At 67.8% G+C, this 16,660-nt stretch carries 16 protein-coding genes; 6 read left to right on the top strand and 10 right to left on the bottom strand.

Translation table 11 applies throughout. The features are described from left to right. Window positions 1–350 precede the first annotated feature (350 nt). The 7 genes from SK803_RS45840 to SK803_RS45865 form a co-directional block, all read right to left on the bottom strand. Complete coding sequence (locus SK803_RS45840) at window positions 351–833, bottom strand: Imm1 family immunity protein (protein ID WP_319972553.1); 483 nt, start codon at window positions 831–833, stop codon at window positions 351–353. Further along, complete coding sequence (locus SK803_RS46700) at window positions 830–982, bottom strand: DddA-like double-stranded DNA deaminase toxin (RefSeq protein WP_406601678.1); 153 nt, start codon at window positions 980–982, stop codon at window positions 830–832. Before SK803_RS46700 ends, SK803_RS45840 begins: the two co-directional genes overlap by 4 nt. Further along, the gene (locus SK803_RS45845; protein ID WP_319972554.1) at window positions 969–1,238 is read right to left on the bottom strand and encodes a hypothetical protein; all 270 of its coding nucleotides are present in this window, start codon (window positions 1,236–1,238) and stop codon (window positions 969–971) included. Before SK803_RS45845 ends, SK803_RS46700 begins: the two co-directional genes overlap by 14 nt. A gap of 440 nt (window positions 1,239–1,678) precedes the next feature. After that, the gene (gene groL, locus SK803_RS45850) at window positions 1,679–3,298 is read right to left on the bottom strand and encodes a chaperonin GroEL (RefSeq protein WP_319972555.1); all 1,620 of its coding nucleotides are present in this window, start codon (window positions 3,296–3,298) and stop codon (window positions 1,679–1,681) included. Between the two features lie 226 nt (window positions 3,299–3,524). Continuing rightward, the gene (locus SK803_RS45855; RefSeq protein ID WP_319972556.1) at window positions 3,525–4,760 is read right to left on the bottom strand and encodes a serine/threonine-protein kinase; all 1,236 of its coding nucleotides are present in this window, start codon (window positions 4,758–4,760) and stop codon (window positions 3,525–3,527) included. 71 nt (window positions 4,761–4,831) lie between these two features. Further along, on the bottom strand, window positions 4,832–5,038 hold the full coding sequence (locus SK803_RS45860; protein WP_030470913.1) for a cold-shock protein: 207 nt from the start codon (window positions 5,036–5,038) through the stop codon (window positions 4,832–4,834). Window positions 5,039–5,114: 76 nt separating this feature from the next. Further along, a complete protein-coding gene (locus SK803_RS45865; protein WP_319972557.1) occupies window positions 5,115–5,756 on the bottom strand; it encodes an AIM24 family protein in 642 nt (213 codons plus the stop codon). A 72-nt stretch (window positions 5,757–5,828) separates the two neighbouring features. On the opposite strand from SK803_RS45865, the gene moeA reads away from it, so the two are divergent. The 4 genes from moeA to pssA all read left to right on the top strand — a co-directional run bounded on the left by moeA (window position 5,829) and on the right by pssA (window position 10,325). Next, the gene (gene moeA, locus SK803_RS45870) at window positions 5,829–7,022 is read left to right on the top strand and encodes a molybdopterin molybdotransferase MoeA (protein ID WP_319972558.1); all 1,194 of its coding nucleotides are present in this window, start codon (window positions 5,829–5,831) and stop codon (window positions 7,020–7,022) included. Between the two features lie 25 nt (window positions 7,023–7,047). Continuing rightward, window positions 7,048–8,457, top strand: coding sequence for a M48 family metalloprotease (locus SK803_RS45875; RefSeq protein ID WP_319972559.1), 1,410 nt, complete (start codon window positions 7,048–7,050; stop codon window positions 8,455–8,457). Window positions 8,458–8,661: 204 nt separating this feature from the next. Beyond that, window positions 8,662–9,357 (top strand): phosphatidylserine decarboxylase, encoded by a 696-nt coding sequence (locus SK803_RS45880; protein WP_086662584.1) that lies wholly within the window; start codon window positions 8,662–8,664, stop codon window positions 9,355–9,357. Next, on the top strand, window positions 9,357–10,325 hold the full coding sequence (pssA, locus tag SK803_RS45885) for a CDP-diacylglycerol--serine O-phosphatidyltransferase (RefSeq protein WP_319972560.1): 969 nt from the start codon (window positions 9,357–9,359) through the stop codon (window positions 10,323–10,325). The genes SK803_RS45880 and pssA overlap by 1 nt, the downstream gene beginning before the upstream one ends. A gap of 281 nt (window positions 10,326–10,606) precedes the next feature. Here the strand turns inward: pssA and SK803_RS45890 are convergent, their stop codons facing one another. The 3 genes from SK803_RS45890 to SK803_RS45900 all read right to left on the bottom strand — a co-directional run bounded on the left by SK803_RS45890 (window position 10,607) and on the right by SK803_RS45900 (window position 12,478). Further along, window positions 10,607–11,404: a phosphotransferase gene (locus SK803_RS45890; RefSeq protein WP_319972561.1), complete on the bottom strand. Its 798-nt coding sequence runs from the start codon at window positions 11,402–11,404 to the stop codon at window positions 10,607–10,609. Between the two features lie 93 nt (window positions 11,405–11,497). Then, a complete protein-coding gene (locus tag SK803_RS45895; protein ID WP_319972562.1) occupies window positions 11,498–12,064 on the bottom strand; it encodes a glycine-rich domain-containing protein in 567 nt (188 codons plus the stop codon). 96 nt (window positions 12,065–12,160) lie between these two features. After that, window positions 12,161–12,478, bottom strand: coding sequence for a hypothetical protein (locus tag SK803_RS45900; protein ID WP_319972563.1), 318 nt, complete (start codon window positions 12,476–12,478; stop codon window positions 12,161–12,163). 399 nt (window positions 12,479–12,877) lie between these two features. On the opposite strand from SK803_RS45900, the gene SK803_RS45905 reads away from it, so the two are divergent. Then, window positions 12,878–14,068 carry a helix-turn-helix domain-containing protein gene (locus SK803_RS45905; protein WP_319972564.1) on the top strand — a complete coding sequence of 397 codons (1,191 nt, stop codon included), beginning with the start codon at window positions 12,878–12,880 and terminating at the stop codon, window positions 14,066–14,068. Between the two features lie 145 nt (window positions 14,069–14,213). After that, window positions 14,214–16,370 (top strand): AAA family ATPase, encoded by a 2,157-nt coding sequence (locus SK803_RS45910; RefSeq protein ID WP_319972565.1) that lies wholly within the window; start codon window positions 14,214–14,216, stop codon window positions 16,368–16,370. Window positions 16,371–16,660: the final 290 nt, after the last annotated feature.

Genomic DNA, 16,660 nt, shown 5'->3' on the forward strand with positions numbered 1-16,660 from the left:
CCACGCTTTCGGCGGTTTGACACCCCTCCCTGGTTGTGGCTCGCTCTGGCTCGGCTTGTGACGGGGACCCCCACCAGATCCGCACGCCTACGCAACGCGCAGCCGCCCAAAGCAACTGGCGTGCCATCAACCCGCGTGTGGCGTGGTACCCCCTGATCAGATTGGCAGGGGGTCTGGGGGACGGAGTCTCCCAGGGGAAGCACTCAACGCAAGCTCGCCGCCCGCAAGGTGACCACCCTCAAAGCTCGCGGCCCCTCAAGGCCAGCGCCCCTCAAAGCCAGCGCCCCGCAAGGGCGACCACCCTCAAAGGCCGCGAAATCCCGCAAACACCAAAAGCCCGGCCCCGCCAATCAGGAAACCTGCGACTCCTGCCAGTCCACGCACGTAGGCCGCTCCCCAGTCTGACGAAACTCCTCCAACGCCGCGAAGATGCGATCAATCGGGAGCCCTGCGTCAGCCGGAAACGGCGTCTTCGTGTCTTGGTCGATGTACAACGTCGGCAAGCCCGAACCGGACAGCTCGCCACGGGTGGCGTACACCCCAGTCGCGGTGTCGCCGTCCACGGGCTGCTCCCACGACAACGGACTGAGGAACAACAGCGCACCCAGTCGTTCGGGAATCGCCACGGCGATCTTGATCAGGGTGTCCGGCTCGTCGTACGGACCGACCCTCGGACGCTCACGGGCGACGATCTGCGGCGGATGCGGTTGCACGTGCGCGAGCAGGTACTCCAGCAGTTCCTTCAACTCGGAGCTCGACGTGACGGCCACCGGCTCGTTCGCAGGCCTGTCCAAGTCGTCGCGGTAGTACCAGACATCAAGCGTGTAGCTCACCGGGTGCCCTTCCCATGGAACGTGTGGGACCTTACCGGATCGTGCACGATCAGCGTTTGCCCTGCTAGAAGCACTAGAGGGAGCAACTCGAAGCAGGACAGCGGACCCTCGCAGAGCTGGTTGTTCACGACCACCTCAGCGCGCGACACCGGACACCCGCATTCGCCACCCCACTTTGGTCTCGACGTGCTGGGCCGTCGTCGGGAACGTCCGTGGTCGCACCCGGCCGATGTCGACCAGGTGCTGGGCGATGGCTCGGTCCTCACCGTTGGATTCGCCGCCGCTCTGGACCAGGTCGCTGTGCCCGTCCTCGTCGCGGTAGAACCCGCTGGTGACATAGCTCGGGAGCTGTCCGCGATGACGCTCGACCCACGTGGCCGCCGGGAGTGGTGCGGCCGTCGGCACAGCCGGTGCTGTGGAACCTGCTGATCCCTGTGACACAGGGTCGCCCTGGAGGGTCTTGCGGTAGTCCTCGACACCCCTGCCGGGCCGCGACGACAGTCTGAGACAGGTCCGCCGCTCCCTTGGCGACCTCGGACCACTGCTCAACCGCCTGGCTGAACTCGCGAGCCAGCTGACCTGCGCCCCGCATGACGGCGGTCAGCAACTGCACGGCCTCGTCGGCGAGCCGCCCCGCCTGCGCCAAGGCCGCGTCCACCTCTTCCGACTTGCTGACCACCCGGTCCAGCTCGGCGGCAACCTCTTCGAACGACGCCACGTGCGCTCCCGTCCCCTGTCAGGTTCGCCCAGGGGACGCGTTCAGACCACCGCAAGCCACAAACACCAAAAAGCCCGGCCCCGCCAATGGCGGAACCGGGCCTTTCAGAACAATCAAGCGGCGGGACTCAGAAGTCCATGCCACCAGCGTCAGGCGCGGCCGGAGCAGCGTTCTTCTCCGGCTTGTCCGCGACAACAGCCTCAGTCGTCAGGAACAGCGCGGCGATCGACGCGGCGTTCTGCAGCGCAGACCGCGTGACCTTCGCCGGGTCGATGATCCCAGCGGCGATCAGGTCCTTGTACTCGCCAGTGGCGGCGTCCAGACCCTCACCGGCGGGCAGCGACTTGACGCGCTCGACAACGACGCCACCCTCGAGGCCGGCGTTGATGGCGATCTGCTTCAGCGGAGCCTCGACCGCGACCTTCACGATGTTGGCACCGGTCGCCTCGTCGCCGGTCAGACGCAGACCAGCGAACGCGGCCTCGGCAGCCTGCAGCAGCGCAACGCCACCACCGGCGACGATGCCCTCTTCGACCGCAGCCTTCGCGTTGCGGACAGCGTCCTCAATGCGGTGCTTGCGCTCCTTGAGCTCGACCTCGGTAGCCGCGCCGGCCTTGATGACGGCAACGCCGCCGGCCAGCTTGGCGAGGCGCTCCTGGAGCTTCTCGCGGTCGTAGTCGGAGTCCGACTTCTCGATCTCGGCGCGGATCTGGTTGACGCGACCCTGGATCTGGTCGGCGTCGCCGGCACCCTCGACGATGGTCGTCTCGTCCTTGGTGACGACGACCTTGCGGGCCTTGCCCAGCAGCGAGATGTCGGCGTTCTCCAGCTTCAGGCCGACGTCCTCGGTGATGACCTGGCCACCGGTGAGGGTGGCGATGTCCTGGAGGATGGCCTTGCGGCGGTCACCGAAGCCAGGCGCCTTGACGGCGACGGACTTGAAGGTGCCACGGATCTTGTTGACGACCAGGGTCGCCAGGGCCTCGCCCTCGACGTCCTCGGAGATGATCAGCAGCGGCTTGCCGCCCTGCATGACCTTCTCGAGGAGCGGGAGCAGGTCCTTGACCGTGGAGATCTTGGAGCCGAACAGCAGGATGTACGGGTCCTCGAGGGTCGCTTCCTGACGCTCGGGGTCGGTCACGAAGTAACCGGAGATGTAGCCCTTGTCGAAGCGCATGCCTTCGGTGAGCTCAAGCTCGAGACCGAGGGTGTTGCTCTCCTCGACGGTGATGACGCCTTCCTTGCCGACCTTGTCCATCGCCTCGGCGATGAGCTCGCCGATCGTGGGGTCAGCAGCGGAGATGGACGCGGTAGCAGCGATCTGCTCCTTCGTCTCGATCTCCTTGGCGGCCTTCAGGAGCTGCTCGGCAATAGCCTCGACGGCCTGCTCGATGCCGCGCTTGAGGCCGAGCGGGTTCGCACCCGCGGCCACGTTGCGCAGGCCCTCGCGGACCAGAGCCTGTGCCAACACCGTCGCGGTGGTGGTGCCGTCACCCGCGACGTCGTCGGTCTTCTTCGCGACCTCCTTGACGAGCTCGGCCCCGATCTTCTCCCACGGGTCCTCGAGCTCGATCTCCTTCGCGATGGAGACACCATCGTTGGTGATGGTCGGCGCGCCCCACTTCTTCTCGAGCACGACGTTGCGGCCCTTGGGGCCGAGCGTCACCTTGACGGCGTCAGCGAGGATGTTCATCCCGCGCTCGAGACCGCGACGGGCTTCCTCGTCGAACGCAATCATCTTGGCCATTGCGGTGTGTTCCTCCGCCTTTGTGGATTCTGGGCCACTGCGGGCACACGCCCACAGCGGAACACGGTGCGAGTGGCCAGGTTGGTGCCCGCGACGGACGACTCCCCCGTTTGATCAACGGGAGTGCCTCACCGCCCTAGCTCACTTCTTTGGCACTCGACCTAGCCGAGTGCTAGTTCGTGTTTAGCACTCGGGCACGTCGAGTGCAAGCGAACCCGGGGCGAACTCAGCGGGACGTGCGCACCGGCACAGAGGTGGGCAGCGGCTTCTTCGAGGTCGGCTCGTCGCCGATGTTCAGCGTCGGTGAGGAGTTCGTCTTGGGCTGACGCGCGGGCTCGTCACGCGGCGTCAGGATCAGCACCACGATGATGATCGCCACGATGGCCACCGCGGCCGCGATGACCGGCGCCAACCAGGCCGGGCGCTCCTTCTTCCCCGACGTGAAAGCGCTCACGCCCACCTGGTTCGGCGGGCGCAGCCGGACCGGGTCCTGCAGCCCCTGCTGCTGGTAGCCGCCCTGGTACGGACCCTGCGGCCCGGACATCTGGGCGGGCATCGGCCCGGACTGCGGCGACTGCACCGGGATCGAGCCGGACTGCGGCCCGAGTTGAGCGGGAGTCGAGCCGAGCGCGACCCCGGACAGAGCGACGCGGGCGGCGTTGATCAGCTCGGCGCAGCTCGCGTACCGCTGCTGCGGGTCCTTCGAGGTGCCCCTGCGGATCACGTCGTCGATCGCCGGCGGCAACGCCACGAGGTGGGACAGCGCGGGCACGGTCTGGCCGAGGTGACCGGCGATGACCTCCTGCACGCCGCCCTGGAACGGCGGGCGGCCGGAGAGGCACGCGAACAACATGCAGGCCAGCGCGTACTGGTCGGTGCGGCCGTCGACGGGCTCGCCGCGCAGGTGCTCCGGCGCCGCGTAGGTCGGCGAGCCGAGGAAATCACCCGTTCGAGTGCGGTGGCCGGTGGCGCCGCGGCGGGTGAGGCCGAAGTCGGCGACGTAGACGTGCTCGCGCGTGCCTTCCTTGGTGGTCACCAGGACGTTGGCCGGCTTCACGTCGAGGTGCACGAGCCCCTTGCCGTGCAGCATGTCGAGCGCTTCCGCGACCTGCGCGAGCAACGTGAGGGTGCGGGCCGGGGTGAGCGGCCCCTCCTTGATGTGACCGGAGAGGTCCTGGCCGTCCACCAGCCGCATGGCGATGTACAGCAGGCCTTCGACCTCGTCGAAGTCGTACAGCGGCACGATGTTGGCGTGGTCGATGGCGGAGGTGTTGCGCGCCTCGTCGACGAACCGCTCGCGGAACTCCGCGTCGGGTGCGAGGTGCTCACCGATGACCTTGAGCGCGACTTTCCGGCCCAGTCTCACGTCCGTGGCCCGATAGGTCACGCTCATGCCACCTCGGCCGAGCACGCCGTCGATCCGGTAATGCGCGATTCGCCGCCCGCTCAGGTCTTCCGACACGCCAGGCAGCCTAACGTCCGGCCAGATCAGCGTGCCGCGGGTTGCCCAAAGCTGTGATCAGGTCGTCCTCGTCAACCCGCGCGGCGCACGTCCGACGCCTGGCTGCGCCCGTCCCGCCCCGCCTGCACCTCGAACTCCACGCGATCACCCTCGGAGAGGGTCCGGAAGCCTTCCATCTGAATCGCCGAGTAGTGCACGAACACGTCGGGCCCGCCGTCGGTTGCGATGAAGCCGTATCCCTTTTCGGAGTTGAACCACTTGACGGTACCGAGAGCCAAGGCGTCCTCCTTCAGATCACGCAAGCAGAACGCAACGCTAAAAGAAGAAAAGTCACGCGGATACCTCCTTACGGAGTCATGAACGAGAGCTGACTCCGTTGGCGCGCAACCAGGTGGTGAGCCGTCGAGGTCCGCGTGTCTGGGTCAGCACGGCCCCCGGACCGGCGAAGTCGAACACCAGGCCCTCACCGGTGGGAATGGATTGCGCGCCATCAGGCGCGGAAGGCCGGAGCCGGCATTGCACGGTGTCCGCGAACGCCACCACGTGATCGCTGCTGATGGTCACGGCCTCACCCGCGGCGAGCGTCACGAGATCGAGCGCGCCGTAGCAGGCCAGCACCACCGCGCCCTGGCCGTGCGCGTAGTTCAGGAAGCCTTCGTGGCCGCCGAAGAGCGCCTTCATCGGCGGTGCCTCGGGGTTCATCGCCACCGTGCTGCTCGACGCGATCCAGCTCTGCCGGGCGAGGCACCAGCCGTTCGCGCCGTCGAGCTCGACGAGGTGCAGGTCGCCGGGCAGCACCGGGGCCGCGTCGATCCAGCCGCCTTCCGGGCCCGCCGTGCACAGCGCCACCGCCTTGTCGCCCGCGCCCTTCACCTCGACCGAGAGCCCGTAGCTCGTGGCCGCGACGGTCAGCGGGTCGGCCAGGACCAGCTCGCCGGGCGCGAGAACGAGTCTCGCCACGCCGAACGTCGGTGTGTGCCTGGTCCGGACCTGCACGAACAACACCTCCGAGGATGAACTCCGGTCAAGCGATCGTCACGACCACCTCGACGTTGGCAGTATGCAGTCGTGTCCCCCACCACTGTCGCCGAACACCGCCAGCGCGTCGCGGAGCTCGTCGGGCTCATGCCCGTGCTGCAGCTGCCGCTCGACGAGTGCCTCGGGCTGGTGCTCGCCGCCGACGTCATCGCGCCCGTCTCCCTGCCGCCGTTCGACAACTCCGCGATGGACGGGTACGCCGTGCGCGCCGCGGACCTCGCCGGGAGCCCGGTCCGGCTCCCGGTGGCCGACGACATCCCCGCCGGTCGCACCGAGCTGAACGCGCTGGTGCCCGGCACTGTGCAGCGGATCATGACCGGCGCCCCGGTGCCGCCCGGCGCCGACGCGGTGGTCATGGTCGAGGTGACCGACGGTGGCACGGAGACCGTGACGATCAACGCGACCGCCGAGGCCGGCCAGAACATCCGGCTCGCGGGCGACGACGTGCAGAAGGGCGACCCGGTGCTGCTCGCCGGCACCGTGCTGCGCCCGGCCCAGCTCGGTCTCGCCTCAGCGCTCGGCCTCCCCGAACTCCCGGTGCGCCGCCGCCCGCGCGTGCTGGTCCTGTCCACCGGCTCCGAGCTGGTCGAACCCGGCCGGCCCCTGCAGCCGGGCCAGATCTACGAGTCGAACGGCATGATGCTCGCCTCCTCGGTGCGGGACGCGGGCGGAATCGCGGTGCAGCTGCGGTTCGTGCCGGACGACGTGGACGCGTTCCACCGCGCGCTGACGCCGTACCTCGGCTCGGTGGACGTGCTCGTGACGTCCGGCGGGGTCAGCGCGGGCGCGTACGAGGTGGTCAAGGACGCGCTGGCCAGCCACGACGTGCGGTTCACCAAGGTCGCGATGCAGCCGGGCGGGCCGCAGGGCGCCGGCACCTACGAGGGCCTGCCGGTGCTGACGCTGCCGGGCAACCCGGTGAGCGCGCAGGTGTCGTTCGAGGTCTTCGTGCGGCCCGCGCTGCTGGCGTCGATGGGGCACACCCAGATCGAACGGCCTGCCGCACGGGCGACCGTGTCGTCTCCGTTGACGTCTCCAGCAGGGAAGACGCAGTTCCGGCGCGGTCTGTACGACCCGTCGTCCGGTCAGGTCGTGACGCCGGTCGGCGGGCCGGGATCGCACCTGCTGTCCGCGCTCGCGCTGTCGAACTGCCTGATCGAGGTGCCGCAGGACGTCACCGAGCTGGCGGCGGGAGACGCGGTCACCATCAGATACCTGCAGTAAGACGGCGATCTGGGGGTTAGGGGCAATGAGAGCGGCACTCGCGCTGGTGATGCTCGCGGGCTTCTTCGTGCTCGCGGTGGCGCTGGCGGGCGGCCTGACCGCGATCGCGATCTGGCGGTTCTCGATCGGCGATCCCGAGGGCGGCGTCTGGATGCTCGTCGTCGCGATCGGGCTGGGCGGCCCGGCGCTCTGGGCGACGCTGCGGGCGTTGTTCGCGCGACCGGAGCCGAGCGGGTTCCAGATGGCCCGCGAGACGTATCCCGAGCTGTGGCGGCACGTGGACGAGCTCGCGCAGGTCGCCGGTACCCGCGGCCCTGACGACATCCGGCTCGTCGACGGCGCGAACGCGGCCGTGTGGGAACGCCGTGGCGTGCGCTACCTCGAACTGGGCCTGCCGCTGGTCGCCGGGCTGAGCGTCGGCGAGCTGCGGTCGGTGCTCGCGCACGAGTTCGGCCACTACGGCGGCGGCCACACCCAGCTCTCGGCGATGACCTACCGGGCCAAGCTCGCGCTGCAGCTCTCCCTGCGCGGGGACCGCGTGTTCGGGCTGCTCAGCGCGTGGGCCCACCTCTACGCGCTGGTCGCCGCGTCGGAGAGCCGCGACCACGAGCGGTTCGCCGACGAGGTCGCCGTCACCGCGGCGGGCCGGGACGCGGCACGCAGGGCGTTGTTGCGCAGCGGACCCGTCGGCGAGGCGTGGAGCGACTACCTCACGACTTATGTGTCGCTCGCGCTCATCGCAGGACGCACACCGCCGTTGCTCGAAGGTTTCCGTTCGTACCTCGACCACCCACGGCGCGTGCACGAGCTGCGCGAGCTGGAGCGCAGGATGGCCGAGCTGGAGCCGACGTCGGTGTTCGACAGCCATCCGCCGATCCGCGAGCGGGTGGCCACGATGGCCTTGCTGACCGGCGGCGACGCCCCGATCGACGAACGGCCTGGCTGGACGTTGCTGGCGGGCATCCCGGCGGAAGCGGCGTCGTTCCTGATCGGCGTGCAGGGCCCGCCCGCGACGTGGCCCGAACTCGTCGCGCTGAGCGGCCCCGCCCAGGTGCGCCGGTACGCCGACGCGCTGCGGCACGCGGGCAAGGTGAGCAAGGTCGGTGAGACGCTGGCAGACGTGCTGGCGGCGCTGGAACGGGGTGAGCTGCACAAGCTCACCGGCCGGCCCGTCGACGCCTCGCTGACCGCGGCGCAGGTGCACGAGGTGGCTGTCGAAACCGTGACGGAACTGCTCGCCTGCACCGTCGCTGACCAGCTGGTGTCGGCTAATCGCGCGACACTGGAACTCAACTGGGGCGGGATGTTCGTGCTGCGGCTGCCCGACGGAGCTGCGCTCTACCCGGAAGATCTCGTCGAACCCGCGGTCCGTGACGCTAATCGGGTGCCGGAAGTGCGGCTCCAGCTGCAAGCAATTGGCGTCAACGGACTGTGACGGAACGCTCACCCACCGACGTTGTTCACCCCATGTGACGGGGATTACACTGACCGCAGGTGCCGGTCGGCGCGTGCATTCGTCGGGGGATGCACGAGCCGACCGGCCACTTGTCTTTCCGGCGGTCCTGACGGGCGATTTGGCGTCTTGGCGTAGCGTGATGCCGCCCGACAAACCACGGAAGCTACGGAACCCAAAGACACGATGAGCAGCGAGAAGCCCGTCTCTCACTTCCTCGAACTCGCGCGCGGCATGGTGCCGCCGATGCACCCGGCCGGTCGGCCGTTCGTCGCCGGCGCGGCGATCGCGACCCTCCTCGTCCGGCTGCGCTTCAAGCGGCTCGGCGTCGTCCTCGCCCTGGTCACGGCCTGGGTTGCGTGGTTCTTCCGCGAGCCGAAGCGCGTGACGCCGACCCGCCCGAACCTCGCGGTCGCTCCCGCCGACGGCACCGTCTCGCACGTCGTCGACGCCGTGCCGCCGGCCGAGCTCGGCCTGGGCTCGCAGCCGATGACGCGCGTCAGCGTGTTCCTCTCGGTCTTCGACGTGCACGTGCAGCGCGTGCCCGCGGACGGCGAGGTCGTCCAGGTCTCGTACCACCCCGGCAAGTTCCTCTCGGCCGACCTGGACAAGGCGTCCGAGGAGAACGAGCGCAACACCGTGTGGCTGCGCACCGTCAACGGCCACGATCTCGTCGTCGTGCAGATCGCCGGCCTGGTCGCGCGCCGCATCGTGTGCGAGGTCGCCGAGGGCGAGAAGGTCACCGCGGGCCAGACCTACGGCCTGATCCGCTTCGGTTCGCGCGTGGACCTCTACGTCCCGCGGGGCAGCCGTGTCCTGGTCGAGGCCGGCCAGCGCACGATCGGCGGCGAGACCGTTCTCGCCGAACTCCCGGAGGCCTGATGGCGCCCAGCGGGCCCGGTGTTCGTCTCCTGCCGAACGCCATCACGGTCCTCGCCATGTGCTCGGGCCTGTCCGCCGTGCACTTCGCGAACGTCGGCATGTGGGGCGCGGCCATCGCGTCGATCGCGGCAGCGGCCGTGTTCGACGGTCTCGACGGCCGCATCGCCCGCATGCTGGACGCGACGTCGAAGATGGGCGCCGAGCTCGACTCGCTGGCCGACGCCATCTCCTTCGGCGTCGCGCCCGCGCTCGCGATCTACCTCTGGAAGTTCGAGGGCAGCAGGGCCGGCTGGGTCATCGCACTGATCTTCGCGGTCTGCATGGTGGTCCGTCTGGCCCGCTTCAACACGTTGCTGGAGAAGGAACAGCCGCCGTTCGCGAAGGAGTTCTTCGTCGGCGTCCCCGCTCCGGCAGGCGGCCTGTTGCTGCTGCTGCCCCTGATCATCGAAGAGCAGGTGCGCACCGACGGCTGGTGGAACGAACCGCTCGTCGTAGGCGTGTGGACGGTCGTCGTCGCGATGCTGCTGGTGTCGCGAATCCCCACCCTGTCCGTGAAGACCGTGAAGGTGCCGCCGCGCGCGGTGGCCCCACTGCTGGTCCTGATCGGACTCCTGGCCGCCGCGATCATCACCTACCCGTTGGTGGCACTGATCATCGCGATGGTCGTGTACCTGGGGCACCTGCCGTACTCGGTGCGCCGGTACATGTGGCTGTCCAAGCACCCTGAAGCCTGGACCGTCACGGGCGTAGAGCGCCGCGCCATCAAACGCGCACACGGCGTGGCCGCCCGCCGCCTGGGCCTGCGCCAACCGCTGCACGGCCGTGTGGCCGGCGCAGCAATGCGCGCAGTACGCCGCCCACGCCGCGACGCCTCCACCGCCGCCGCAGCAGAAGGCGCCGCACCCACCGCCGGCAACCGCAGGCGTTCCTGGCGCCAGCTGGGCCTTCGCCGTCACCACAAGCCGTAACAGCTCACGCTCCCGATCTTGTCGGTGGCGCGGAGTACGTTGGGTTCTACCGATTCGGTGACCTACCAGTGAGCTGGGAACACTCGTCTGGTTGCTGCTACTGACGGTCGGATGTGCTGCTACGCGGTAGCGTCACATCCGATCCTCGGTAGCACTCTCGGGCCGCCTTTGAGCTGCGCCGTAGCGGGTAGTACCTCGCGAACGCCGAACAGTGTCGCTGTGTGGTTCTATGCGTGCACGCTCTTGCGGAGGAGTGTCCCTGGCGTCGCTGCTACCAGCCGTCAGCGGTTGTCGAGCCTGTGTTCAAGCCAGCGGCGCGCGCCTTCGGTAGCGTCCGTCCCGGCGAACTTCCGCTCCCAGAGGCGCACGAGGGAGGCGGTATACGCGGTGATCCCGTCTGGATCCGCTGCCCGGAATCCGTCGAGTTGCCCGGCCCATGCTTCAGCGTCTGAAGGCGGATGTCCTGCGGCGATGAGCCGAACAGCGACTTGAGCGCCGTCAACCCACGGAGCGCCAGACCTCCACCATGCCCAATCCACGACACGAGCGCGGTCCGAGATGAGGAAGTTGAACGGGTTCAGGTCGGAGTGGATCAAGACCGTGCCGTCCATGTAGGCCGGTGCGCGGCTGGCCCACTCCCTGATTGTGGCTGCGTTCTCCCGAGACCAGGCGTGGGCATCTTCGGGTAGCTCCATGCTCAACTCGCGGTCGAGGGCGGTAGCCCATTGCTTCCCCATCTCGCGCTTCGCAGAGGAAGTAGGGGGCGCGTTGGTCGTGCTGATCGTTCGCACAGCGTCGGCCAGCATCGGCAAATGCGGCGATCCAGGGGAAAAGTTGGCGTGCTGCCCGGACACGTGCTCGAACCCGAGCAGCAGCCAACCTTCCTCTTCGATCTGCCACAGCAACCGTGGTGCCAGCCCCTCGGGCAGGAACGGGTTCACGGCTGCTTCGTTGCGGTGCATGAAGGACTGAGGATCGTCCGCCTTGACGCCCTTGCAGAAGAACCTGCCATCCGCAGCCATGAGCGAGACGGCGATCTCGGAGTTCCGGCCCGCTGGCGCGTCCTCCGTGTCGATCACACCTCCGACCTCCTTCTCGACTGCGTTCACGAGGGCCGGGGGTAGCACGGTCCAGTCAAGGCGGTTAATCGTCAGTCTCCTGTTCAGGCGGTGTTACGGCCGGTCTTCCTGCCCGCAGCTGGTACAGCCGGCGTGGCACTGAGTACACTTGCCCGCTTCTGCGAACCAAAGCTCTTTGTGGATCGGCAGCCCCGCTGCCTCGATCGCGTCCACCGTAGGCCTCAACGTGTCGACCACGGCGGTGCCTTCCCCACTCGGCGCGGCAAACTTCTCCGGGACGTGGTGAAGGAACCGGCCCGCGACGCGCTCGCAGAACTCGGCGTAGTCCCTCGTGTTCAGGATGAACTGATGCCAGCCGATGTCGACCTTTTTGCTCGGCCGGTAGCGGTTGCACGGGTACAGCGCGCACACGGTGAGGAAGCTCAACGTGTCGCTGATGATCCTGTCCGCCTCCATCAGCGGAAGTCCACTGTCCTCCATGATCTGATTCCGCCACGTCATGCGGAACTCCGTGGAGACAGTTGCCTGAGCGACCTTGACCTCAGGCTCAAGCGTTGTCGTCATTGTGCGTCCTTTCGTCGTTTCCTGTGTTGACACCCGCGATTGCGCGCAGATGATTGGCGCCACCGAGTAGGAGCCTTCGGGGGCTCCGATGCTCATAGCTGGGTCTCTCTGTGCTTTGCGGTGGCCGGATACCGCGATTCCGAACGAAGGGTTCGGCGGCTTCGGTCAGGCGGGTCGGCACTGATCGGTGTCCTAGCGGTGCCCCTGCAGCCCGGGAGCAGGCAACGCGAGGGAAGCTCGGAAGACGTGTACGGGCTGGTCGGAATAGGTCCACGACACGAAGTTGGGCGCGAACGGGTCGGGAGATGCGGTGAGAATCCCGCGATAGCCGTATGCATATCCAGGCCGCGTCATGATGGCGACATCGGCGACTCCCCGAGCGCGATACTCAAAGACCGCAGCGAGCCGTTCGATGTTCTCGCGGTCCGGGTAGTACGCGAACGTCCAGCGCCGCTCGGCCATCATGCGGAGCAGCATCGTGAGTTCATCGGTGACCACGTCCGCGCTCACGGCTTCCGCTCCGGGCAGAGTGAGTAGCGCTCGACGAACGCGAGGCAACTCACGCACCCGCAAGCCCTCGCGTGAAACAAGCGGTACGCGCAGACCGCGAGGAGCCCGACCGCTACTCCCGATAGTGCGAGCACGATCCCGGCGAACATCAGTAGACCTCCCGACCGTTCGAACAGGACGGAGGCTGTAGCGCCATCAGGTTCTGGTAGCCGAGGCGCTCGGGGATTCAGACCCCGCCCTGTTCTTGGCCTGCTCGCCCTCGCCTGAGCAGGCTTCATTGACGGTAAGTGGGATCATGAACTTAGAGTGACAGTGAAATGACAGTCCGTTCGAGTGAAGGCGTGGCGTGGGTACTCTGGGGAGGTAGCGGCAACATCCCGCCACCCACCGGGAGGACTCGTGACGGACTCGACCGGCGTCGGTGCGAACATTGCGCGGGCACGCAAGCTACGCGGCTACACCCAAGAACGACTCGCTAGCGAGATCACGTACTCAGTCTCGATGGTGCGCAAGGTCGAGCGTGGACTTGAGCCCGCGTCGCCCGCGTTCCTGTCAGCCGCCGCACGCGCGCTCCGAGTCGACGTCAACGACCTGACTGGCGCTCCGTACCGCGAAACCATAGCGCTGGACGGTGGGTTGGACGGGCTCAGCGATCTTCGCGCGATCCTCGCGGAGGGGCTCCACGTGCGAGCGACCGAACCGCAGCCACTCGACGAGCTGACCGCTGAGGTCAACCGGGTGAACCTGCTCTATCGCAACGACCGGGGCAGGCAAGCACTCGCGAAGCTTCCGGTCCTCATCCGGCAACTTCACGGCGCACTCCACAACGCGAGCACTGAAGCCGAGCGAAGCGCGGTTTGCTCGCAGCTTGCGAGTTCGTATGTCACCGCCGAGCGAATCGCGCGTCGGTTCGGATATTTGCCGCTCACCACCCCTACGTTGGACCGGCTGGAGGCCTTCGCTGAACGCGCCGATGACCCGCTGTACGTCGCTCAAGCGCTGGTGAAGCGCGCCCGGGTACTCATGTACCACGACAGCTACGACGTGGGGCTGACACTGGTTGAGCAAGGGCTCAGCAAGATCGAAGGCACCGACGAACGAGCACTGGCGGTTCGCGGATACGGCCATCTTGCCGGGGCGATCGTGGCAGCACGCGGGCGGAAGCCGGACGTTGCCCGAGCACACATCGCCGAAGCGCGGAGCGTCGCCGAGCACGTCGATGGAGAGTCTGACGCCTACGGGACGCTCTTCGGGCTCGCGAACGTCGGCATCCACTCGGTCGCGGTCGAGTTGGAGGCTGGAGACCCCGCGACGGCTGCTCGTCAAGGCTCCACGCTTCGCCTCCCGAAGTCGATTGCGGCACCTCGCGCAGGCCACCATTGGCAAGACACCGCACGTGCCTTCCTGCTCGCAGGTGACCCCGCAAACTCACTGAAGGCGCTCAACCGCGCTCGGAAGGCTGCTCCACAACAGACACGACTGCACCCGATGGTCCGCGAGACTCTTCGGGGAATCGCGACGCTCGAACGCCGCAAGTCGGACACGGTTTCGAACTTCGTGGACTGGCTCGGTCCGAGCGCGGTGCTGTGACTGGGCTGACCTCTGCTTCGTGACTCACGGTTGTAGTAGGTCACCAGGTCAGTAGATCTCTTGAAACGCAGGGGTTCCCAGCTCAAGGGGACCCCTGCGTCAGCTTGGAGCCCGGTGATCAGCACAGCGGTCTAGAGTCGTCAGCGTGATCACGCTGACGGCTCGCCTGTCCCCGTCCGCTCTGGACACCCGGCGCGGCGTAGTCCGCCTCCACCCCGAGGTGCTCGACGCCTTGGGCCTGCGCGCCTGGGACGCCGTGAAACTGACCGGCGCCCGCGTGAGCGCCGCCCTCGCCGCCGCGGGCGACCACCCGCCGGGCATCGTGCTGGTGGACGACGTCACGCTGACCAACCTCGGCATCGTCGAAGGCTCCGAAATCGTCGTGGCCCCGGTCGACGTGGCCGGTGCCCGTTCGATCACCGTCGCCGGCTCCCGCCTCGCCACCACCGCCCTGACCCCGGATCACGTCCGGATGGCGTTGACCGGCAAGGTCCTGACCGTGGGCGACAGCGTCTCGCTGCTCCCGCAGGACCTGGCGCCGCCACCCGGCGCCAACGTCTCCGAAACGCGGCAGAAGCTCTCCAACGCCATCGGCATGACGTGGACCAACGAACTCATCACCATCACCTCGACCGACCCTGCAGGCCCCGTGGCCGTCCAGCCGTCCAGCGTCGTGGGCTGGCGCTCAGCCTCAGCCCCAGCCGCCGAAGTGACCCCGGTAGTCGTCCAGGAAAAGCACGAAGCCCTCCCCCTCACCGACCTCGTTGGCCAAAAAGACCAGGCACGCCGCCTGACCGAATGGCTGGAACTGATGTTCCGCCAACCAGAACTCCTCACCCGCCTGGGCGCCTCCGCCCGCCTGGCCGCCATGATCAGCGGCCCGGAAGGCGTCGGCAAAGCAACTCTGGTCCGCGCAGTGGCGCACTCGGTGGGCGCCTCAATCGTGGAACTGGCCGCCCCGAGCATCTCGGTCCTGGAACCAGGCTCCATGGCCAAGCAACTGGGCGACGCGATCTCCAGCGTCCCCGAACACCCCACGGTCCTGCTGCTGACCGACATCGACGCGTTGCTCCCCACGACCCCACCCCCGGTCGCAACCGTCGTCCTCGACATCCTCCGAACCGCCATCTCCCGCCCGAACCTGGCCCTCGTGGTCACCTCGGCCCGAGCAGAATCGGTGGACGCCCGCCTACGAGCCCCCGATCTGGTAGACCGCGAACTAACACTCCCTCTCCCCGACGGCGCCACCCGAACCGAACTCCTCCGCGTCCTCCTGCGAGACGTCCCACTGGAGTCCGATGTGGACTTCAGTGCCGTGGCCGAACGCACCCCAGGATTCGTAGCGGCCGACCTCTGCGCCCTGCGCCGAGAAGCAGCCGTACGAGCAGCCCTGCGCCAACGCGAAGTAGCAGAACCCCGTGTGGGACAAGAAGATCTGCTGGCCGCTCTGGGCACCGTCCGCCCGATCTCGATGTCCGCCTCGGACACAATCCAGACCGGCGGCCTCACCCTCGACGACGTGGGCGACATGACCGAGGTCAAACAAGCCCTGACCGAAGCCGCCCTCTGGCCCCTGCGCTACCCGGACTCCTTCGCCCGCCTGGGCGTAGAACCCCCACGAGGCGTCCTCCTCTACGGCCCCCCGGGATGCGGCAAAACCTTCCTCGTCCGCGCCCTGGCAGGCTCCGGCCAACTGAACGTCCTGACGGTCAAAGGCGCCGAACTGATGGACAAGTTCGTAGGCGAGTCAGAACGAGCAGTCCGCGAACTCTTCCGCCGAGCAGCCGACGCCGCCCCAGCCCTGATCTTCCTCGACGAAGTCGACGCCCTGGCCCCACGCCGAGGCCAATCCTCCGACGCAGGCGTAGCCGACCGAGTGGTAGCAGCCCTCCTGACCGAACTCGACGGCGTAGAACCCCTCCGCGACGTAGTAGTCATCGCCGCAACCAACCGCCCAGAACTGATCGACCCCGCGCTCCTCCGCCCAGGCCGTCTGGAGCGCCTGGTCAACGTCCCCCCACCAGACGCCGACGCCCGAACCGAAATCCTCAAGGCCTCATCGCGCAACACACCACTGGCCGAGGACGTCGACCTGGCAGCACTGGCAGCCGAGCTGGACATGTACTCAGCAGCAGACTGCGCAGCCCTGATCAGGGAAGCGGCGCTGACGGCAATGCGCGAATCCCTCGACGCAGCCGAAGTAACGCAAGACCACCTGGCAAAGGCAAGGAAGGTAGTGCGCCCGTCACTGGACCCAGCCCAGCTGGCATCACTGGCGGCGTACGCAGCAAACCGCGCTTAGCCATTCGCGAGCGTTTCCGGCGGGGTGGTCCCGTCACGAGTCGTGCCACAGCACTTGCTGCGTCGCTCCTGGTACGGCTTGTGACGGGACCACCCCGCCAACGCAACCACCTACGCAACGCGCCGCCGCCCAAAGCAACAGAGAGGATGTTGTCGCGGGATCGCCTGGGTCGGTCTGACCCTCAAAGCAACTGACCGTGGTGTCCTTCGCCGGATCTGTCGTCCGGCCTGGGCGGTCTCGTGTGCACGTCACCAGGCGGGCGGAAGTGACCTGATAGGAGCCTGTCGCCA

It is taken from the genome of Lentzea miocenica, from assembly GCF_033949945.1.
GTDB lineage: Bacteria > Actinomycetota > Actinomycetes > Mycobacteriales > Pseudonocardiaceae > Lentzea > Lentzea miocenica.